Source organism: Klebsiella sp. HN106 (assembly GCF_051209435.1).
Lineage (GTDB): Bacteria > Pseudomonadota > Gammaproteobacteria > Enterobacterales > Enterobacteriaceae > Klebsiella > Klebsiella oxytoca.
Window position 1 is genome coordinate 166,626 of sequence record NZ_JBLURD010000007.1, and the last position, 21,332, is coordinate 187,957.

Below are 21,332 nucleotides of genomic sequence, written 5' to 3' on the forward strand. Positions count from 1 at the left end.
GGCGCTTTTGGACTTAAGCAATGTCGTATACACCGATGGGCGATCTTGGGCAGCAGGGTCTGTTTGATATCACCCGCATTTTATTACAGCAGCCGGACCTGGCCGCGCTGAGCGAGACGCTGACCGGCCTGGTGCAGCAGTCCGCGCTCGCCGACCGGGCGGCGATTATTCTGTGGCATTCCGGCAATCATCGCGCTATTCGGCACGCCTGCGACGACGCGGGGCAGCCGGTGAGCTACGAAGATGAAACCGTCCTCGCCAACGGCCCGGTTCGACGCCTGCTATCGCGTCCGGATGCGCTGCATTGCGATAGCGCCACCTTTGCCGAAACCTGGCCGCAGCTCGCCGTAAGCGGACTCTACCCCAACTTTGGCTATTACTGCCTGCTGCCGCTGGCGGCGGAAGGGCGTATCTTCGGCGGCTGCGAATTTATTCGCGACGACAACCGGCCGTGGACCGAAAAAGAGTACCAGCGGCTGCACACCTTTACGCAAATCGTTGCCGTGGTCACCGAACAGATCCAAAGCCGGGTCAGCAACAACGTCGATTACGACCTGCTGTGCCGGGAACGCGATAACTTCCGCATCCTGGTGGCGATCACCAACGCGGTGCTCTCGCGGCTGGATATCGATGAGCTGGTCAGCGAAGTGGCCAAAGAGATCCACCGCTACTTCCGCATCGACGCCATCAGCGTGGTACTGCGCAGCAACCGCAAAGGTAAGCTCAATATCTACTCCACCCACTACCTCGACGCCAGCCACCCGGTACATGACCAGAGCGAAGTGGACGAAGCCGGTACCCTGACCGAGCGGGTATTCAAAAGCAAAGAGATGCTGCTGCTCAATCTCCACGAGCACGACCCGCTGGCGCCGTACGAAAAAATGCTTTTCGAGATGTGGGATAACAAAATCCAGACCCTGTGCCTGCTGCCGTTGATGTCCGGTAATACTTTGCTTGGGGTGCTGAAGCTGGCGCAGTGCGATGAAAAAGTCTTCACCACCACCAACCTCAAGCTGCTGCGGCAAATCGCCGAGCGCGTCTCGATCGCCATCGACAACGCCCTCGCCTACCGCGAGATTCAGCGGCTGAAAGAGCGGCTGGTCGATGAGAACCTCGCCCTGACCGAACAGCTCAACAACGTTGAGAGCGAGTTTGGCGAAATCATTGGCCGCAGCGAGGCCATGAACAGCGTGCTCAAGCAGGTGGAGATGGTGGCGCAGAGCGACAGTACGGTGCTGATCCTCGGCGAAACCGGCACCGGTAAGGAGCTGATTGCCCGCGCTATTCATAACCTGAGCGGCCGCAATAGCCGCAGGATGGTCAAAATGAACTGCGCGGCGATGCCTGCCGGGCTGCTGGAAAGCGACCTGTTTGGCCACGAGCGCGGCGCTTTCACCGGCGCCAGCGCCCAGCGTATCGGCCGTTTCGAACTGGCGGACAAAAGCTCGCTGTTTCTCGATGAAGTGGGCGATATGCCGATTGAACTACAGCCGAAACTGCTGCGCGTGTTGCAGGAGCAGGAGTTCGAGCGTCTCGGCAGCAATAAGCTGATTCACACCGACGTGCGCCTGATCGCCGCCACCAACCGCGATCTTAAACAGATGGTCGCCGATCGCGAGTTTCGCAGCGATCTCTACTACCGGCTGAACGTCTTCCCGATCCATCTGCCGCCCCTGCGCGAACGGCCGGAGGATATTCCTCTGCTGGTGAAGGCCTTCACCTTTAAAATCGCCCGCCGCCTCGGACGCAATATCGACAGCATTCCGGCGGAGACGCTGCGCCTGCTTAGCCGCATGGAGTGGCCGGGTAACGTGCGCGAACTGGAGAACGTCATTGAACGCGCGGTGCTGCTGACCCGCGGCAGCGTGCTGCAGCTTTCACTGCCGGAAATGAGCCTCGAGACTGAGCCGCTGCCGGCAGAAGTGCTGCCGGAAGAGGGCGAAGACGAATACCAGCTCATTGTCCGGGTGCTGAAAGAGAGTAACGGGGTGGTCGCCGGGCCGAAGGGCGCGGCCCAGCGTCTGGGATTAAAGCGCACGACGCTGCTTTCGCGCATGAAACGGTTGGGTATTAATAAAGACCAGCTGCAGTAGGCATAACCTTAAAACGCTGTTTCATTTTATTTTTAATGAAACAGCGTTCTGTGAGACAACTCGCTTTACCCGTTCCTGATGAATGATAAATAAGCTTTTTCCTTAATGGAGATGCTTATGACGCGTTTACCTCTGGCCGCCGCCATCGCTTTGCTTTTGGCTTCTCCGGCGGCATTTTCCTCTCTCCCCACCTTTTCTGTCTGGCCCGGCGGTGAAGCCCCCGGCGCGAAAAACAGCCCGGCGAGCGAATCGCTGGTAGAGCGCAGCAAAGATCCCTCGCTGCCCGATCGCGCGGTCACCGGGATTCGTGCTCCGACAATTACCGTTTACGCACCGGAGAAGCCCAACGGTATTGCGCTGCTGGTGACGCCGGGCGGCTCTTACCAGCGAGTGGTATTGGATAAAGAGGGCAGCGATCTCGCGCCGGTATTTAACGCCCGTGGCTATACCCTGTTTGTCATGACCTACCGGATGCCGGCGGACGGTCACGCAGAAGGCAGCGAGGCGCCGTTGGCCGATGCGCAGCGCGCGCTGCGTACCCTGCGGGCGCGGGCCGCCGAGTGGCATATCGACCCGCATAAAATCGGCATTATGGGCTTTTCCGCCGGGGGGCACGTGGCGGCCAGCCTGGAGACCCGGTATAGCGAACCGGCTTACGTCGCCGTGGACGCAGTTGATCGGCAGAGCGCGCGGCCGGACTTCGCGGTGCTCGGCTATCCGGTGATTTCGATGGATCCGGCGATTGCCCATCCCGGATCGCGCAAGGCATTGATTGGCGAAACGCCGACGGCGGAGCGGCAGCATCGCTATTCACCGGAGCAGAACGTCACGCCGCAGACGCCGCCAACCTTTATTTTCCACGCGGTAGACGATCCTTCCGTGCCGGTGGATAACGCGCTGGTGATGTTTAACGCCCTGCGCGCGCAGCAGGTGCCGACCGAGCTGCATCTGTTCGCCGAGGGGAAACACGGATTTGGTATTCGCGGGACCCGGGGCCTGCCCGCCGCCGAATGGCCGCAGCTGGCGATGAACTGGATAGCTTCGCTGGCGGAAATGAACAAATCGCGCCAATAATCCCCGGCTCGCGGCTGACGCCTTAGCCGGGCTACCTGTCCACAGACGGTGGGGGCCTCGTAGCCCCGGTAAGGCGTCAGCCGCCACCGGGGAGGGCATCTGAAGCCCCGGTGGGGATGACTTCCCGGAGGCGATGCTGCGCATCTGTCCGGGCTACAAGTTCGTGCGGTTTGGTAGCCCGGACAGGCGCGTCAAGCGCCGCCTCCGGGGGGATTTTGCCGGGCTATTTATCAGAACTGAAGCCGTTGCTGGTCGCCAGTTCGGCAAACCACAGCGCGTTGCGCTTTATCAGCCGCTCTCCGGTTTGCAAGTCGAGCCGCCAGAAGCCGTAGCGGCGCTTGAACGAGTTAATCCACGACCAGTTATCGATAAAGGTCCACTGATGCACGCCAAAGCAGTTCGCGCCGTCGGCAATGGCGCGATGCAGCTGCACCAGATGCTCTTCCATCAGGCCGATGCGGAACGAATCGTCAATCACCCCATCCTCGCCCGGCTCGCCTTCCGACTCGATATCCATCGCAATACCAATTTCCGCGAGGAACCACTTTATATTGCCGTAGTTATCGCGAATATTGGCGGCAATGTCATAAATCGCCTGCGGCAGAATCTCATTATTATCGCGATAAGGATTAAAACGCCCTTGCGGATTCACATAGTTTTCGAAATAGAACTCCGGGGTGAAATAGTCCAGCGTATAGTCGCTTTCGCGCGCTTTCACCCGCCGCGGAACGTAATAGTTAACGCCGAGAAAATCGACGCGCGATCCGGTAATCAGCTCAACGTCGGCTTTTGTCACCTCCGGCAAACAGTCGTGCGCGGCCAGAATTTCGCACAGCGCTTTCGGGAACTGATGTTTCACCAGCGGGTCGAGGAAGCTGCGGTTGAAGAACAGATCCGCATACCACGCCGCTTTTTGGTCTTCCGCGCTGTCGTTGCGGGTATAGGACGGCGTCAGATTCAGCACCACGCCAATCTCGCTTTCCAGCGCCAGCGCGCGAAACTCGCGCACCGCTTTGGCGTGGGCCAGCATAATGTTAAACGCCACCTGCGCCGCCAGACTGCCGTCTTTCTTGCAGGGATAGTGGAAGTCATACAGATAGCCGCCCTCAACCGGCACAATCGGCTCGTTGAAGGTGATCCAGTATTTCACTTTGTGCCCAAACAGCTCAAAAGCAGTACGGGCAAAACGCGCGAAAAGATCGGTCACGTGCGCCGACTCAAAGCCGCCGTACTGCTTTTGCAGCGCTTCCGGCATGTCAAAGTGATAGAGGTTGATCATCGGCTCGATGCCGTTTTCAATCATCTCATCCAGGTAGGCATGATAAAAACGCACCGCGTCCGCATTGGGCGCGCCGGTTTCGAAGTCGTCAATCAGCCGCGACCACTGAATCGAGGTGCGAAAAGAGTTGAACCCGGTCCGCTTCATCAACGCCACGTCCTGGGGATACTGATGGTAAGTGTCGCAAACCGTTTGCGGCCCAATCTGCTGATAAAAACGTTCCGGCTGTTCGGCAAACCAGCTATCCCAAATAGAACGATGCGGCTTGTTGCTTATCCCTTCCGTTTGCGGACCGGATGCCGCCGCGCCCCAAAAAAAACCTTCCGGAAACTGATACCGGGTCATAACGCCTCCTGTAAGTTAAAAAAGGCCGCGCCCAACGGGCGCAGCCAATAAGCACTACTCTGCAACCACTTCAATCGATTTGATAAACATGTAGCCCCAGTCGCCGGCGAATTTACCGAAGTCGATGCGGTTATCGCCAGCCTTCAGCTCCACCGGCACCCGCAGCTGCTGGCCCTGTTCATCGGTTTGCGGGAATTCAACCGCGATTGGCGCGCCGCCGTTGACGATAAACGAGTTTTTCTTGCCGCCCCATTTGCCGCTGAACGTCACCTGCAGCTGATACTTGCCGGCCCACGGCGCGGCAACCTGCCAGCTCACCTTATCGCCGTCGTTGGCGAACGGCCCGAGGAAGCCGTCTTCGTCAATCGTCAGCGCGTCTTTCTCGCTTTTCGCCGCCTCGATCTTGCCATCGGTCACGTTCACAACCCCGCCGCTAAAACGGCAGTAATCAGCGGGCGCTTTCCCGACGGCTTCTGTCACCGTGACCTTTACGGTTTTACTGCTTTTGAGCAGACCATCATCGGCGCTAGAGGTCAGCGCGTATTCACCGGGGGCGCTAAACCAGGCGCGGGTTTCGGCTTTATCCGTCGCGCAGATATGGGCCTGCGCGTTGCCGCCGTTGCTCCAGCTCACCTTAACGTTGCCATCCGGCATCCCGTCATCGCGCCAGCTCGCGCTGAGCTGCACGCCCTGGTCCTGGCTGGTGGTGAGCGTTTCCACCAGTGTGACTTCCGGCGCCTGATTCGCCTGGGTGTGCTTCACGCTAATCACGTTCGAAGGCGATGAACTGCCGCTCTCGTTTTTAGCAATGACGCGGTAATAGTACGTATTCCCCAGTTGCAGACTGCGATAGTCATCGCGGAACAGATCCATTGTCTGCGGGTTCCACTCGTTTACGCCGTCCGAAATATCGCGCCCCACGATCTTCCACGGTCCGGATGCCGAATCGGCGCGCTCGACATCATAAGCGCGCCCTACCGCCGCCCCCAGCCAGTTGATCGCAAACGGTGAATCCGTCGCCCGCAACTTCGGCGCATCCGGCTTCGGCAGCGGCGGCGCTTTCTCCTGCCCGTTCATCTGCGCCGCGGCGGTCCGCACCAGATCGACCACCTCCATCTCCTGATTGGCTTTACCGTCGACCGGGAAGCCCGGCAAATGGTAGCTGTAGTGGCCGGTGGACTCTTTATGCCAGTAGAAACCGCCATCGTGACGATGACCGCGGAAGCCCCAGATTAAACCGCCCGCCGCCTGCGCGCCGTTGACTTCGCTATGGACGATCGACTGCATAATGGCGTTAAGCTGCTGCGCATCCAGCAGGCCAAATTCGCCCACCATGTAGACTTTCTTACCCGCGGCCGCCGTCAGGTCTTTTTTCACCTGATCGGGATGGTTGTTATCGGCATTGGTGTAGTAGTGGTTGCTGACGATATCGACATGGGGATCGTTAAGCGCAAACGCATTAATTTTCTTATAGGTGCCATCTACCACCAGCTGATGCGGCGCCCACTTTTTGATCCATGCGGCGGTCTGCTGAAGGAACGCCGCGTTGGTGTCTTCCAGCTCGTTGCCGGTCTCCCAGGCCATAATCGCTTTTTCGTCATAGTAAGGGCGCCCGGTCACGCTGTTGGTACGGGTGATAACCTGACGAATCACGTCCAGATAGGCCTTGAAGGTTTTACTGTCGGTACGGTAAAAATCCTCCGGCTTTTCGTGGTAGAACGCCGCCAGCTGCTCGCGACCGCCCCACCACCACCAGTGATCGATAAACGGCAGAATCAGGCGCAGACCCTGTTTGTCCGCCTCGGCGATCATGTTGTCGTACACCCGCATCGCCTTTTCGTTCAGGCGCGGCATGCCGTCGGCGGTTTCCGGGGCCAGAATATGGGTTTCGCGACCGCAGGCCTCGTCAAACGTCTGCTGCACCGAGAGCACGTATACCCGCTGCGCCCTGGCGCCGGTTTGCACCAGCGCTTTAATCCAGTTTTCCTGTTCCTCCGCCGTCGGCCAGCGGAAGTATTGCCCCCAGCCGCGCGAGTCGGCTTTACAGGTGCCGCGCGCGTCGTCTTCAATACGATGCAGCTCCGGCGCATGAATGCCCGCAAAGCGGAACACCTTGTCGCCATCTTTTAACGTCGCGCCGTCGCGGGTAATAAAGTGTTCAAAGTGCGACTGCTCCGCGGCCATCGCGCCTGCGCTTCCCAGCGCCGAAAGCAGCGCGACGAGCATCAGTTTTTTCACCGGCTTAATCATCGTATCTCTCCTCAGAACCAGACTTCGGCCTGCACGCCGAAGTTCAGCGTATCGGTGTCGCCGCTGCGCGAGTAGCTACCAGCGGAAAGGGTATTGGTGCTCCAGTCGTAGTTGCCGTCCAGCGCGTCGGAGACCCCCTTATCCCACTTCGCGTAAGTGACGAAGAAGCGCAGCTGCGGGCGCGTCCAGAAGCCGGAATCAAAGGTCAGGGTCGGCGCGATGGTCACTTTAGTCAGGCCGCCTTTGCCTTTGCCGTCCACGCCTTTGTAGTTTTTATCGTCGAGATATTCGTAGCCCAGCTCGTACTGCATGGCGAAGTTTTTGGTGATCTGCTGATACGGGCGGATCCCCGCCACCCAGCTGGTGCGCCCCCAGCCTTCGGCGTCTTCCGTCCACCAGCGGTAGTTTTTGTCTTTCTGATAGTAGGCAAACGTGGAGATTTCCCAGTCGCCGAGCGAGGCCATGTTATCCAGCACCACGCGCCAGGACTGGGTATCGTCGAGGTTTGCCCAGCCCCAGCCGTTTTTACCCAGCGAGTCTCCCGCCGCCAGGCCGCGTCCGTACTGGAAGACCACGCGAGAGTAGCCGCCGGTCAGGCCGTAGAAGCCGTCAAAGTTGTAAACGCCGGTCACGCCGTAGCCTTTTTCCGCCGAGGTCGGGTGCTTCTCGTTGCGGTTCATGTGGTGGCCAATCAGCTCAAGATCGAAGCCGGTGCCGCCGATCTTTTTCAGCCACAGGTTGAGCGAGTAGTCATCCGGATAGCCCTGATCGCCTTTGTCGACCGGGTAGGCTTTGGTTTCGTCCGTCGGCGAGAAGGCGTAAACCCCGGCATCGAAGCGCGCGAAGCCAAGATCCATATTGTCGAAGCCGCCGCCGGTGCCGTTGTACTGAATGTACTCCCAGTCAAACTGATGGCTGGAGGTGTTGGAGCTGCTGTAGCGCTTACCGGCCCAGAAGGTCATCTCCGGGGCAAAGTCGAGGTTGGACAGTTCGGCAAAACCTTCGCGGAACTGCACATCATGCCCGTCGTCGTCCTGACAGTTCCAGTCAGAGGTACATTTTGACTGATGGGTGATGTTGGCCTGGACTTTTGCCACCACGCCGCTGTCCGAGGTTAACGTCACCGTTGGGATCAGTTCGATCTTGGTATCTTCTTCGTTGCCCAGACGCCACTTGCCGTCCGGCATCAGGCCAACGGAGTCAGCGCGATTGCCGTCGGCGTTGGCAAGGATCCCTGAACGGATATAGCCATGCAGCATAAAATCGTACTTCGGATCGGCGCTGGCGCAGTCGCTCATCACCGCAAGGGCAAGTAAAGACAGAGGTATTGAATGATTTAGCCTGATCATTTTTTATCCTTGGTTATTTTTTTATTAACACTGCCTGAGAACGGGAGGAAATTTACGGATCAAAAAAGGAAATGTACATCCACAAACGGAAAGCGCTTTCCGTAATTGCCGGATGAGTTCACAAATTTAACGATAGCGGGCAAATATTCGTGATGGAGTTCACATATTCTGGCAGAAATAAAAAAGCCCGCGCAGGGCGGGCTGGGGCAGACAGGCGAAAAGCTTAGCGTTCAGCGTCGGCAAGCTGGCGTTCGTAGACCTTAAAGAACGGGCGATAGAGCATCCAGGCGTTAAAAATAGCGAACAGGCACATGCATAAGTTTTTCCAGCTACCGTTGGCTGACCACGCCGCGCCGAGCGGCGCCGGCATCGACCACGGCAGCATCGCCACCGCCCGGTCGAGAATCCCCAAATGGGTTAAATACCAGGCGATACAGGCATTTATCAGCGGCACAAAAATAAACGGCAGCAGAAAAACCGGGTTCATGATAATCGGAAAGCCGAACAATATCGGCTCATTAATGTTAAACAGCGAGGGAAGCAGGCCAATTTTCCCGACGCTTTTCAACTGCCGGGAACGGCTGCGCATCGCCATAAAAACCAGCGGCAGCGTCGAGCCGATACCGCCGATTAGCAGGTAGAAATCCCAGAATCCCTGCAGGTAAATATGCGGTAACGTGGCGGAACCGGCGGCCAGCGCCTGTTGGTTTTCAAACAGATAGGTCATCCAGAACGGGTTCATAATCCCGGTGATAATTAGCGCGCCGTGAATACCGACAAACCAAAGCAGGTTGCAGATAAATAACGATATTAAAACCGCGGTTAGGGTATCGGAGGCCACCACCAGCGGCCGCACCGCTTCGCTAATCAGCTCCGGTAAAATGCGCCCGGTGCTTTGCAACAGCAGCGCGTTAATGACGCTAATAGAGAGCATCACCACCAGCAGCGGAATCAGTAGCTGAAAGCCGTTACGGGTCATCACCGGTACCTCTTCCGGCAGGCGGATGCACCAGCCTTTCTTATAGAAAAAGCGTACAATTTCAATGGAGTAAGTACTCGATATCAGCGCGGTAAAAATCCCCATTCCGCCAAGAAAAATATTGGTCGCGCCGTTGTCGCGAAAGCCGATAAACAGCAAAAACGCCAGGCAGCCGGTCAGCCCGCAGAGCCGCTCCGGTAGCCGGTACTGCTTGGCAAGACTGGCGCTGGCGCCGAAGGCCACAATCAGCGCCACCAGCCCGATAGTCAGTTCAAAAGTCGGCAGCAGAATAGGCCGCAGCTGGAAATAGAACTGGCCAAAGGCCGATGCGCCGTCGATGGAAACGGGCGGAAACAAAATCGGCACCAGCAAACTTCCGACGATCACAAACGGCATCGCCAGCGCAAAGCTGTCGCGCATCGCCGTAATGTGGTTATTGCGCGTCAGAACGTTGGCCAGCGGTGCCAGCCGCTGCTCGATGATATCGACGGCAACATTCATTAACTGAATGTTCATAATCCTGCCTTTCAGAAGAGAGTAGTCGCCAGGATGATCGCGCACTCCTGTGTAAAGTAAAAGCCCGTCATAGGTGATCGTGGTCACAATAAATAAATCCACAAACGGAAAGCGCTTTCCGTTTTATATCCGTTGTGACTATAGTCGGCGCATCCCACTCATCAGGAGCGATATATGAAAAAGATAATGTTGTGCTGTTCCGCGGGCATGTCCACCAGCCTGCTGGTGAAAAAAATGATCGCCGAGGCCGAGCAGCGCGGGTTGCCGGTAGAGATCAACGCCTTTGGCGTCGCGGAGTTCGATCAACAGGTCGGCCATTACCAGGTGGTCCTGCTGGGGCCGCAGGTGAAATACATGCAGAAAGATCTGCAAAAACAGGCTGATAAATACGGGATCCGCGTGGAACCCATCAACATGATGGATTACGGCATGCAGAAAGGCGGCGCCGTGCTGGATTTCGCGCTTTCCCTTATCGATAACAAAAATTAAGGAAAGATCATGAGCTCTCTGTACGCGAAGCTGATCGCCGTGATTGAACAGAAGATCACGCCTATGGCGGGGGCGATCGGCCAGCAAAAATACGTCACCTCCATCCGCGACGGTTTCATTACCGCCCTGCCCTTTATGATCGTTGGCTCGTTTTTGCTGGTGTTTATCTTCCCCCCGTTCTCCCCGGATACGACGTGGGGCTTTGCCCGCGCCTGGCTGCAATTTTCGCTCGATCATCGCGATGCGCTGATGCTGCCGTTTAACTTCAGCATGGGGGTGATGACGCTGTTTATCGCCGTCGGGATCGCCGCCAGCCTGGCGAAGCACCATAACCTGGACTCGCTGACCGCCGGGATGCTGTCGCTGATGTCGTTTCTGCTGGTGGCCGCGCCGCTGAAAGATGGCCAGATCTCTACCGCCTACTTCTCCGGCCAGGGGATCTTTACCGCAATTCTGGTGGCGATTTACTCTACCGAGCTGTACGCCTTTCTCAAACGCCATAACATTACGATCCGTCTACCGCCTGAAGTTCCGGCGGGCGTGGCGCGCTCGTTCGAGATCCTGATCCCGGTGCTGGCGATCGTGCTGACGCTGCATCCGCTGAACCTGTTTATCGAAGCGCAGCTGGGCATGATCATCCCGGAAGCGATCATGTCGCTGGTGAAACCGCTGGTGGCGGCGTCCGATACCCTACCGGCGATCCTGCTGTCGGTACTGGTGTGCCAGGTGCTGTGGTTTGCCGGCATTCACGGGGCGCTGATCGTCACCGGGATTATGAATCCGTTCTGGATGGCGAATCTGTCGATCAACCAGGCGGCGATGGCCGCAGGCACCGCGATTCCACATATCTATGTCCAGGGCTTCTGGGATCACTATCTGCTGATCGGCGGCGTCGGCTCCACCCTGCCGCTGGCGCTGATGCTGCTGCGCAGCAAGGCCGTGCATCTGCGGACGATTGGCCGGATGGGCGTGGTGCCGGGCGTATTTAACATCAACGAACCGATTCTGTTCGGCGCGCCGATCATCATGAACCCGCTGTTCTTCCTGCCGTTCGTGCTGGTGCCGATGGTCAACGCGACCTTGGCCTACTTTGCGCTGAAGCTGGACCTGGTCAGCCGCGTGGTGTCGATGACGCCGTGGACGACGCCGGCCCCTATCGGCGCCTCCTGGGCGGCAAACTGGAGCTTTAGCCCGGTGATCATGTGCCTGATTTGTATGGCGACGGCGATGGTGATGTATCTGCCGTTCCTCAAAGCCTACGAAAAACAGCTGCTGGAGCAGGAGCACGCTAACGCCGCCGCCCAGGCTGAAGGCGCGCCGCAGTCCGCATAATTCATACTATTCAGAGGTTTGTCATGGAATTAGAAGAACAGGTGATGGGTATTATCATCAACGCCGGGCAGTCGCGCAGCCTGTGCTACGAAGCGCTGAGCTGCGCTAAAGCGGGAGACTTCGCCGCCGCCGATGAAAAAATGAAAGAAGCGGCGCATTTTGCCCGCGAAGCGCATCGGGTACAGACCCAGCTGATTGAAGCCGACGAAGGCGAGGGTAAAACCAAAATGACCCTGGTGATGGTTCACGCTCAGGATCATCTGATGACCTCGATTCTGGCGAAAGAGCTGATCGGCGAACTGATCGCCATTTACCGCTCGCGGCCGCTGCACGCGTAGGGCTCCCCTCTCCAGGGGAGAGAAGAAAACCGGCCTGCATCGCGGATGACGTAGCCCGGGTAAGGCGTTGACGCCGCAACCCGGGAAAACGGTAAATGCTCATGTCACCTGGCTGACTTCCCGGCTCGCGCTGCGCTTAGCCGGGTTACCCGGACTGCACGCGTAGCGCCCTCCCGGAGAAAACCGGCTGGCATCGCGGATAACGTCGCGGCCCGGGAAACCGTCGACCACGATTAAGGATAACTATGCTACATCTGGGTTTAGACATTGGCGGCACCAAAATGGAAGCCGTCCTGCTCAACGCGGCGGGCGAATGCGTCTATCGCCAGCGCCGTCCGACGCATAAAGAGAGCTATCAGGCGTTTATGCAGCAACTGCTCGGGCTGATTGCGACCGTCAGCGACTGGAGCGAACGGCCGTTTACTATCGGCATCGGCCTGCCGGGGGCTATCGACCCGCAAAGCGGCCTGATTAAAAACTGTAACTGTCTGGTGCTCAACGGCCACGACCTGCGTCATGACCTGATGCGGGAACTTGGTCAACCGGTATGGATGGCGAACGATGCCGACTGCTTCACCCTCTCTGAAGCGGTGGACGGCGCGGGCGCGGGGGCAACGACCGTATTCGGCGTTATTATCGGTACCGGCTGCGGCGGCGGCATCGCGGTGAACCAACGGCTACTCAGCGGGCCTAACGCCATCGTTGGCGAGTGGGGACACAATCCTCTGCCGGGCTATTGCCCCGAGCGCGACGGTCCGGCGCAGCCCTGCTACTGTGGCAAAGAGAACTGCATCGAAAGCTTTATTTCCGGCACCGGCTTTGCCCGCCGCTACGGCGAACAGGCGCCTGCGGAAGCGATTATCGCCGCCGCGCAAAACGGCGAACCGCAGGCGCTGGCCCACTGGTGGCATTTTATTGACGCTTTCGCCCGCAGCCTGGCCTCGGTAATCAATATCCTCGATCCGCAGGTGATTGTGTTGGGCGGCGGGCTCTCCAACGTCGGGCAAATCTACGAGCAGCTGCCGTCGGCCATCGTCCCGTATCTCTTTTCCGACAGCTGCCGAACGCAGATCAAAAAGGCGCGCTTCGGCGACGCCAGCGGCGTGCGCGGCGCGGCCTGGCTGCCGGTTCTGGCCGCTGCTGAAGGCCCCCGCCGGTAGACACTTTTTTCAGCAGGTATGCTAAGCTAGGCGAAAATATTCACACAGAAAAAGCCATGCCAACCATTGATGATGTTTCAAGATTAGCGAATGTCTCCCGAGCGACGGTATCCCGCGTGCTGACCGGCACCCGGGGCGTGCGCGAAGAGAGCCGGGAAGCGGTGCTGCGCGCGGTAGAAGAACTTAACTACCGCCCGAGCTTTGCCGCGCAAAACCTCGCCAGTCAAACATCCAATCACGTGGGGCTGGTGATCCCGGCAAACGATGAAAGCAGCGGCGCGCGCCTGCTGCCGATGCTTTCATTAGCGCTTAAGGGGCTGAATAAGAACCTGATTGTTCAGTACGTCACGGATGCGGCGGAACAGGCGGCGGTCGTCGATGATCTACAGCGTCAGTGCGTGGCGGTAGTGGTACTCGGCGCCGTCCCGGCGGATGCGCCGCGCAACGTGATCTCTTTTGACCGTTTCAGCATTGCCGGGGTCAATAATCAGGGCTATGACTACGCTTTTGCTACCGAAAGCGCCTGCCGCTACGTGATCGGCAAAGGCCATCGCAATATCGCTCTGCTTATTGATAGCGACAGCGATGACGCCAGCCGCCAGATGCTCGAAGGCTATCGCAACGTCCTGCAAAACTACTCCATCCCTTTTAACCGGCAGCTGATGCTGGCGGCCAACGACAACGTTGAACAGGCGCTGCTGACGCTGATCAACAGCTTCAGCAAATACTCGGTGATTATCGTGAAACGCGACCGCTACGCCGCCGAAGCGATGCGCCTGCTGCGCGAATTCAACATCGCCGTACCGCAGGAGGTTTCGCTGCTGAGCCTGGAGGATTCTCCCCTCGCCTCGCTGCTGAATCCGCCGCTGACCTGTATCTCCTGGCCGCTGGAGCAGCTGATGGAGAACTGCCTGCAGCGTATCCGCAACCTGATTGACGAGCGCCCCGCCTTCTCTCCCGAAGGGCGCACGCTGGCGGGCCGCCTGATCCCCCGCCAGTCGGTGGCCGATCTCTCCTGATTTTAGCGCCCGGCCCTTTGGCCGGGCCTTTTCCGCACGCGCCGCTGGTTTCAACGCTAATCATTCGCCTCACATCTAAATAAGAATTATTTTCATTTATAAATAGCTTATGCTATATAACATAGCAATGGCTATAAATGATGATTAATTAACCGCAACGTTGTGAGGGACCTTATGCTGCACCTGCCACCTTTGAAGCATCTGATGTTTGCCGCGACTCTGGCGCTGCTGGCCGTCGCCCCCGTCCAGGCCAAAGAGAAATTTAAAGTGATTACCACCTTCACGGTGATCGCCGACATGGCGCAAAACGTCGCGGGCGACGCCGCCGACGTCAGCTCCATCACCAAACCGGGGGCCGAGATCCATGAATATCAGCCGACCCCCGGGGATATCAAACGCGCGCAGGGCGCGCAGCTCATCCTCGCCAACGGCCTGAATCTTGAACTGTGGTTCGCCCGCTTCTATCAGCACTTAAACGGCGTACCGGAAGTGGTGGTCAGTAACGGCATTCAGCCGATGGGCATCAGCGAAGGGCCGTATAACGGCAAACCCAACCCGCACGCGTGGATGTCGGCGGACAACGCGCTGATCTATGTCGATAATATTCGCGACGCGCTGGTGAAATACGATCCTGCAAACGCCAACGCCTATCGCCACAACGCCGAAGCATACAAAGAGAAGATCCGTCAGACCATGGCGCCGCTGAAGGCGGAACTGGCGAAGCTGCCGCAGGATAAGCGCTGGCTGGTGACCAGCGAGGGCGCGTTTTCTTACCTGGCCCGCGATAACGGCCTGCAGGAGCGCTATCTGTGGCCGATCAACGCCGACCAGCAGGGTACCCCGCAGCAGGTGCGCAAAACCATCGACACCATGAAGAAAGAGCGCATCCCGACCATTTTTAGCGAAAGCACCATTTCCGATAAACCGGCGCGTCAGGTGGCCCGGGAAGCCGGCGCCCACTACGGCGGCGTCCTGTACGTCGACTCCCTGAGTACCGCCGATGGCCCGGTGCCGACCTACCTCGACCTGCTGCGCGTTACGACCCAAACCATCGTCCAGGGCATCAACGACGGACTAAGGAAACAGGCATGAGCCATGAGCAGCCGGGCCTCGCGGTCAACAACGTCAGCGTCACCTACCGCAACGGCCACACCGCGCTGCGCGATGCCTCGTTCTGCGTCCCGCGCAGCTCTATCGCCGCGCTGGTCGGCGTGAACGGCTCGGGAAAATCGACGCTGTTTAAAGCGCTGATGGGCTTTGTGCGCGTCGGAAAGGGCGATATTGCGATTCTCGGTCAGCCGGTTAATCGCGCTCTGCGGCAGAATCTCGTCGCCTACGTTCCGCAGGCGGAAGAGGTGGACTGGTCCTTCCCGGTACTGGTGGAGGATGTGGTAATGATGGGGCGCTACGGCCATATGGGCTGGCTACGGCGGGCCAAACCGCGTGACCATGAGATTGTCGACGCCGCCCTGGCGCGGGTCGGCATGAGCGAGTACCGCCATCGTCAGATCGGCGAACTCTCCGGCGGCCAGAAAAAACGCGTCTTTCTGGCCCGCGCTATCGCTCAGCAGGGAAAAGTCATCCTGCTGGATGAACCCTTTACCGGCGTCGACGTGCAGACCGAAGCGCGCATCATCGAGCTGCTGCGGGAATTGCGCGACGAAGGCTGCACCATGCTGGTTTCCACTCACAACCTCGGTTCGGTAAGCGAATTCTGCGACTACACGGTGATGGTCAAAGGTACCGTGCTGGCCAGCGGCCCGACGGAAAGCACCTTTACCGCTGAAAACCTCGAGCTGGCGTTTAGCGGCGTGCTGCGCCACGTGGTGCTGAGCGGCGCGGAAGAGCGGATTATTACCGACGATGAGCGGCCATTTATCAGCCGCCGGGCGGCGGGGGGCGAAAGATGAGCTGGCTGCTGGAGCCGTTTAGTTATCACTATATGCTGAATGCGATGTGGGTTTCGGCCCTGGTAGGCGGGGTGTGCGCATTTCTCTCTTGCTACTTGATGCTCAAAGGCTGGTCGCTGATTGGCGACGCCCTCTCCCACTCCATTGTCCCCGGCGTGGCGGGCGCTTATATGCTCGGTCTGCCCTTTGCGCTGGGGGCGTTTCTTTCCGGCGGGCTGGCCGCGGGCAGCATGCTGTTTCTTAACCAGCGCTCGAAGCTGAAGGAAGACGCGATTATCGGCCTGATCTTCTCCTCTTTTTTCGGTATTGGCCTGTTTATGATGTCGCTGAATCCGACCTCGGTGAATATCCAGACCATTATTCTCGGCAATATTCTGGCAATTGCCCCGGAGGATATTATTCAGCTGGCGGCGATTGGCTTTATTTCGATGGCGATTCTGCTGCTGAAGTGGAAAGACCTGATGGTGACCTTTTTCGATGAAAGCCACGCTCGTTCGATTGGCCTCAACACCAGCGGGTTAAAGCTGCTGTTCTTTACCCTGCTGGCGGCCTGTACCGTGGCGGCGCTGCAAACCGTCGGCGCGTTTCTGGTGATTTGTCTGGTAGTGACGCCCGGTGCCACCGCCTGGCTGTTGACCGATCGCTTCCCGCGCTTGCTGGCGATTGCCGTTGCGATTGGCAGCCTGACCAGCTTTTTCGGCGCCTGGCTGAGCTACTATCTGGACGGGGCGACCGGCGGGATTATCGTCGTCGCCCAGACGCTGCTGTTTTTAGCCGCTTTTGTTTTCGCGCCGAAGCACGGCCTGCTCGCCAGCCGTCGCCGCGCCAGGGAGGCCTCATGCTGAGCGCGCTGCTTGAACCTTTTCAGTTCTCCTTTATGGTCAACGCCATGCTGGTGTCGACGATCGTTGCCGTTCCCTGCGCGCTGCTGTCGGTCTTTTTGGTGCTCAAAGGCTGGGCGCTGATGGGCGATGCCATGAGCCACGCGATTTTTCCGGGGGTAGTGGTAGCGTATATCCTCGGTATCCCCTTCGCCATCGGCGCGTTTATCGCCGGGTTATTCTGCGCCATCGCCACCGGCTATCTCGACGATAACAGCCGCATTAAACGCGATACGATCATGGGCATCGTGTTTTCCGGGATGTTTGGCGCGGGCCTGGTGCTGTACGTGTCGATTCAGTCGGAGGTGCATCTCGATCATATTCTGTTTGGCGATATGCTGGGAATTTGCGCCGGCGATATTGCGCAAACGTCGCTGATCGCACTGGGAATAGCACTGATTATCGGGTTTAAGTGGCGTGATTTTCTGCTGCACGCCTTTGACCCGCAGCAAGCGAAGGCCAGCGGATTGCACTGCGGGCTGCTGCATTATGGGCTACTGTGCATGATTGCGCTGACCATCGTGGCGACGCTGAAAGCGGTGGGGATCATTTTGTCGATTTCGCTGCTGATAGCGCCGGGGGCGATCGCTCTGCTGCTGACGCGACGTTTTGTCAGCGCCCTGCTGCTGGCGGTGGCGATAGCGTTAAGCTGTTCGCTGGGCGGCGTGTGGCTGTCGTTTTATCTCGACAGCGCCCCGGCGCCGACCATTGTGGTGCTGTTTACCGTCCTGTTCGTTATCGCGTTTGTCTGGACGTCGGTTCGCGATAGTCAGACCACAGCCCGTTCCGGCGAGGCCCCGGATCGCGGCTGACGCCTTATCCGGCCTACCTCTCCCGTAGGACGTAGCCCGGACAGATGCGCAGCATCGCCTCCGGGGAAAATTCGCCATTTTTTAGGCCAGCGAGGCCCCGGATCGCGGCTGACGCCTTATCCGGGCTACAGACCGCACGAATTGTAGCCCGGCTAAGCGCAGCGCAAGCCGGGGAGTTTATTGCGGCTTTTTGGGTCGATACTTTTCCGGTAACTCCGGCACCGGGCGTTTATCATCGATCAGGTGGCGAATCGTCAGGATCGGATGCCGCCAGAGCATCCTCGGCCCCGCCCAGCGCATAATCTGCTTCATCTCTTCGCGTTTCGCGGGCTGATAGCAGTGCACCGGGCACTGCTTGCAGGCCGGCTTTTCTTCGCCAAATACGCACCTATCCAGCCGCTTGTCGGCATAGGCGTTGAGCGCCTGATAGTGTTCGGTATCGTCACGGGCCTCCGGGCAGCGGCGCTGGTAGAGCGCGATCATGCTGCTAATGGTCTTTTTTTCCCGCGCAATACGTTTGCCCGCCATCGCCTGTTCCTCCCGAAAAAGATGTATTCATAATACACATTCAGAGAGGGCGATGCAGCCCCATACTCCCTGAGGATTATGCCGGCTTGTCCAGGTGCCCCAGCGGTTTTTCCGGGAAGCATACATCGCGTACCCGGCGCTTGAGCTCCGCCGCATCGGGGAAACCTCCGTCCTGCTTGCGCTCCCAGATTTGCACATCATCAACGGCGACCACGAAGATCCCGCCGGTCCCCGGCACCAGCGTGACCGAAGCGATGTCGGTGCTAAAGCTGTGCAGCAGCTCCTGGGCCATCCAGCTGGCGCGCAGCATCCAGTTGCACTGAGAACAGTAGGTGATGGTAATCGCGGCTTTGTGGCTCATCGGCTTCTCGCTGTCAGTAAAAGGGCAAATTGTAAACAACTTGCAGATTAATTGAAGAATACATGATTATTTTGTTGCAAACGATAATACCTATCATTACCATTCGCAATCAACAAGCATGGAGAAAAAACGTCCAGTAACGGAATAACGGGACACACCTGCACTCTGGAAGTAACGCGTGAGCCAATACTAATAATTATCAAGGCGTGGCTACTATGTATAACTCCACTCAATCAACAGCATGGTTCAAGAAAAGCCTGCTGGTGACTTCTTTGCTTACAGCAATTTATCAGACTTCCGCCGGGGCGGCTGATACCACCGCGAAAATCACCAGCAGCGCATCGACTGATGACAGCTCGGAACGGATGACCGTTACCGCGCCGGCGCCGTTGCTGAAAGCGGGCAGCGAACATTCGATCAGCGCTCAGGAGCTGCAGGATAAAGGGGCCAACGACTTTGGCTCGATCATGCGCTACGAGCCGCTGATTAGCGCCACCGGCGCCAGCGGCGGTTCCGGCAACGGCAAAAGCGGCTTCGACCGCGGCGGCTATACCGGCTACAATATTCGCGGCATGGAGAGCAACCGCGTCGGGATCGACGTCGACGGCATTGCCCAGCCGAACGCCACCGGACGCAGCTACGCCAGCCGCGCGGGCCTCAATACCTTCGGTATGGGTCGCGACTATATTGACCCCTATATGTACGGCAGCATTGATATTCAGTCCGGGGCGACATCAACAGAAACCGCCAACAGCGCCATCGGCGGCAACGTCTCTTTCCGTCCGAAATCTGCGGATGACTATCTGCATCCGGGCAAAACCAGCGCCTTCGGCTACCGCAGCGGCTACGACTCATCCGATCGCAGCTGGCACAACGGCGTCACCGTTGCCGGCGGCGACGAGACCCTGCGCGGGATCTTCGTCTACAGCCGTCGCGACGGTCAGGAGACGGAAAATAACAGCGGGACCGTTGATTCCTATCCGGCAAACTGGCACTCGGACGCCTTTATGGCCTCCGGGATCTGGCAGCCGAATGACGAGCATAAGTTCACCAGCACCTTCGATTATTACCATAAAACGAACCACACCCATTACGACGCCTGGGACTCCAGCGGCAACAGCGTTATCGGCACGTCAAACCAGACCAGTCAGACCCGTCGCTGGGGCCTGAGTCTGAAAGATGACTGGACGCCGATGAATGATTATATCGACAGCGTATCGACTAAAGTCTACTACCAGCATACCGAGGCCCACGACTGGACCTATATGCCCGACAGCATCACCCGCGCGATGCAAACGGTGAGCTCCGACTATGACACCGACACCTGGGGTATTCAGAGCGCGCTGGCGAAATCGATAGGCCGCCACGATCTGAGCGCCGGTTTTAACGCCAGCACGACGAAAACCCAGCGGCCGTTAACCCAGTCGCCAACCCCGAGCGCTTATAGCCAGATTATGCAGCCGGACGCCGATAGCCGCGGCTATATCGTCGCCGGCTTCCTGCAGGACAAAATTAACTTCGATCTCGACGGCCATAACTTTGCGGTTATCCCGGGCATTCGTGTGATGCATCAGTCGACCAAACCGGAAAACGTCTCCGATTTGGCCAACAACAGCAGCGTACTGACCGGTTCCGACGTGTCAAATCTGTACGGTAAGAACGCTGATACCCAGGCGCTGCCGTCGCTGGTCTTGCAGTACGATATCACTCCGCGCCTGATGACTTATCTGCAGTATCAGCGCGGCGCGCAGTTCCCTAACGCCAGCCAGCTGTACGGTTCCTGGAACCTCGGCTCCAGCTACGCCGGACGCGCCCAGTATGCGCTGATCGGCAACACCGATTTGAAAACCGAAACCAGCGATAACGTTGAGTGGGGGATGAAAGGCGAAGTGACGGAAGGCATCACCATGCGCACCGCGCTGTTCTACAACACCTATAAGAACTTTATCGCCTATACCCGCTACACCCGCGCCAATAATCCGCTGCAGTTCGCCAGCGTTCCGTCGAACATCTACACCATTTACCAGGCGGAAAACCGCGATAAAGCCTATATCTACGGCGGCGAAATCAGCGCTAAATTCAACTTTGGCACCTGGTTTGAAGAGGTTAACGGCCTGAGCGCCACTCTCGCTTACGGTTATAGCGAGGGGCAATCGAAATCCAGCTACAGCGGCGACAAGTACGTTGACCTCGATAGCGTCGCGCCAATGAAGGCTATCGTCGGCGTGGCGTGGGACGATCCGGCAAAAGTGTATGGCACCGCGCTGACCGCCACCTTTGTTAAGGGCAAGCGCGCCACCGCCACCAACCGTGAAAGCTATACCAACACCGGTTCCGCCATTACCGATTCGACCAACGAATATATGCGCGTTCCGGGCTACGGCATGCTGGACTGGACCGCGTACTGGCAGGTCGCGAAGAACGTGCGCCTGAACGGCGGCGTTTACAACATTACCGATCGTAAATACTGGGATTATCTGAGCAGCCGCAATATCGAAACGGCGACGAATCAGGACGCCAACGACAGAGCGCTGGCGGTGATGCCTGGCCGTACCTGGCAGTTGGGCGTGAACGTCGATTTCTGACCGGCCAATAATAAGAAACCTGCTCCCCGGCC

At 58.2% G+C, this 21,332-nt stretch carries 18 protein-coding genes; 12 read left to right on the plus strand and 6 right to left on the minus strand.

All coding sequences use genetic code 11. The features are described 5' to 3' along the window. Window positions 1-20 precede the first annotated feature (20 nt). Both flhA and ACSIPU_RS18050 read left to right on the plus strand, forming a co-directional pair. Window positions 21-2,093: a formate hydrogenlyase transcriptional activator FlhA gene (gene flhA, locus ACSIPU_RS18045; protein ID WP_004104864.1), complete on the plus strand. Its 2,073-nt coding sequence runs from the start codon at window positions 21-23 to the stop codon at window positions 2,091-2,093. Between the two features lie 117 nt (window positions 2,094-2,210). After that, the gene (locus ACSIPU_RS18050) at window positions 2,211-3,167 is read left to right on the plus strand and encodes an alpha/beta hydrolase (protein WP_032728984.1); all 957 of its coding nucleotides are present in this window, start codon (window positions 2,211-2,213) and stop codon (window positions 3,165-3,167) included. Window positions 3,168-3,390: 223 nt separating this feature from the next. Here the strand turns inward: ACSIPU_RS18050 and ACSIPU_RS18055 are convergent, their stop codons facing one another. From ACSIPU_RS18055 to ACSIPU_RS18070, 4 genes are all read right to left on the minus strand, one after another. Then, window positions 3,391-4,791, minus strand: coding sequence for a glycoside hydrolase family 1 protein (locus ACSIPU_RS18055; RefSeq protein ID WP_004104867.1), 1,401 nt, complete (start codon window positions 4,789-4,791; stop codon window positions 3,391-3,393). A 54-nt stretch (window positions 4,792-4,845) separates the two neighbouring features. Continuing rightward, window positions 4,846-7,038: a CBM35 domain-containing protein gene (locus ACSIPU_RS18060; protein WP_196557987.1), complete on the minus strand. Its 2,193-nt coding sequence runs from the start codon at window positions 7,036-7,038 to the stop codon at window positions 4,846-4,848. Between the two features lie 14 nt (window positions 7,039-7,052). Next, on the minus strand, window positions 7,053-8,390 hold the full coding sequence (locus ACSIPU_RS18065; protein ID WP_004104869.1) for a maltoporin: 1,338 nt from the start codon (window positions 8,388-8,390) through the stop codon (window positions 7,053-7,055). Between the two features lie 223 nt (window positions 8,391-8,613). After that, window positions 8,614-9,885 (minus strand): PTS cellobiose transporter subunit IIC, encoded by a 1,272-nt coding sequence (locus ACSIPU_RS18070; RefSeq protein ID WP_016809474.1) that lies wholly within the window; start codon window positions 9,883-9,885, stop codon window positions 8,614-8,616. Window positions 9,886-10,059: 174 nt separating this feature from the next. Between ACSIPU_RS18070 and ACSIPU_RS18075 the strand changes: the two genes are divergently transcribed. The 9 genes from ACSIPU_RS18075 (at window position 10,060) to sitD (ending at window position 17,826) form a co-directional block, all read left to right on the plus strand. Then, entirely contained in the window at window positions 10,060-10,374 is a 315-nt protein-coding gene (locus ACSIPU_RS18075; protein ID WP_004104871.1) for a PTS sugar transporter subunit IIB, read from the plus strand. A gap of 9 nt (window positions 10,375-10,383) precedes the next feature. Then, window positions 10,384-11,706: a PTS cellobiose transporter subunit IIC gene (locus ACSIPU_RS18080; RefSeq protein WP_004104872.1), complete on the plus strand. Its 1,323-nt coding sequence runs from the start codon at window positions 10,384-10,386 to the stop codon at window positions 11,704-11,706. Between the two features lie 23 nt (window positions 11,707-11,729). Further along, complete coding sequence (locus ACSIPU_RS18085; RefSeq protein WP_004104873.1) at window positions 11,730-12,044, plus strand: PTS lactose/cellobiose transporter subunit IIA; 315 nt, start codon at window positions 11,730-11,732, stop codon at window positions 12,042-12,044. Between the two features lie 245 nt (window positions 12,045-12,289). Then, window positions 12,290-13,204: an ROK family protein gene (locus ACSIPU_RS18090; RefSeq protein ID WP_004114773.1), complete on the plus strand. Its 915-nt coding sequence runs from the start codon at window positions 12,290-12,292 to the stop codon at window positions 13,202-13,204. 56 nt (window positions 13,205-13,260) lie between these two features. Next, window positions 13,261-14,223: a LacI family DNA-binding transcriptional regulator gene (locus ACSIPU_RS18095; RefSeq protein ID WP_004104875.1), complete on the plus strand. Its 963-nt coding sequence runs from the start codon at window positions 13,261-13,263 to the stop codon at window positions 14,221-14,223. A 174-nt stretch (window positions 14,224-14,397) separates the two neighbouring features. Continuing rightward, entirely contained in the window at window positions 14,398-15,315 is a 918-nt protein-coding gene (locus ACSIPU_RS18100; protein ID WP_024274611.1) for a metal ABC transporter substrate-binding protein, read from the plus strand. Further along, entirely contained in the window at window positions 15,312-16,133 is an 822-nt protein-coding gene (locus tag ACSIPU_RS18105) for a manganese/iron ABC transporter ATP-binding protein (RefSeq protein ID WP_004104877.1), read from the plus strand. Before ACSIPU_RS18100 ends, ACSIPU_RS18105 begins: the two co-directional genes overlap by 4 nt. Then, window positions 16,130-16,978, plus strand: a complete 849-nt coding sequence (gene sitC / locus ACSIPU_RS18110; RefSeq protein ID WP_024274612.1) for an iron/manganese ABC transporter permease subunit SitC — start codon at window positions 16,130-16,132, stop codon at window positions 16,976-16,978. Before ACSIPU_RS18105 ends, sitC begins: the two co-directional genes overlap by 4 nt. Continuing rightward, entirely contained in the window at window positions 16,972-17,826 is an 855-nt protein-coding gene (gene sitD / locus ACSIPU_RS18115) for an iron/manganese ABC transporter permease subunit SitD (RefSeq protein ID WP_024274613.1), read from the plus strand. Before sitC ends, sitD begins: the two co-directional genes overlap by 7 nt. A gap of 177 nt (window positions 17,827-18,003) precedes the next feature. Here sitD and ACSIPU_RS18120 read toward each other — a convergent pair whose 3' ends face one another. Beyond that, window positions 18,004-18,354, minus strand: a complete 351-nt coding sequence (locus ACSIPU_RS18120) for a nitrous oxide-stimulated promoter family protein (protein WP_004104880.1) — start codon at window positions 18,352-18,354, stop codon at window positions 18,004-18,006. Window positions 18,355-18,430: 76 nt separating this feature from the next. Continuing rightward, on the minus strand, window positions 18,431-18,715 hold the full coding sequence (locus ACSIPU_RS18125) for a SelT/SelW/SelH family protein (RefSeq protein WP_004104881.1): 285 nt from the start codon (window positions 18,713-18,715) through the stop codon (window positions 18,431-18,433). A 215-nt stretch (window positions 18,716-18,930) separates the two neighbouring features. On the opposite strand from ACSIPU_RS18125, the gene ACSIPU_RS18130 reads away from it, so the two are divergent. After that, window positions 18,931-21,300, plus strand: a complete 2,370-nt coding sequence (locus ACSIPU_RS18130; RefSeq protein ID WP_064343708.1) for a TonB-dependent receptor domain-containing protein — start codon at window positions 18,931-18,933, stop codon at window positions 21,298-21,300. Window positions 21,301-21,332 lie beyond the last annotated feature (32 nt).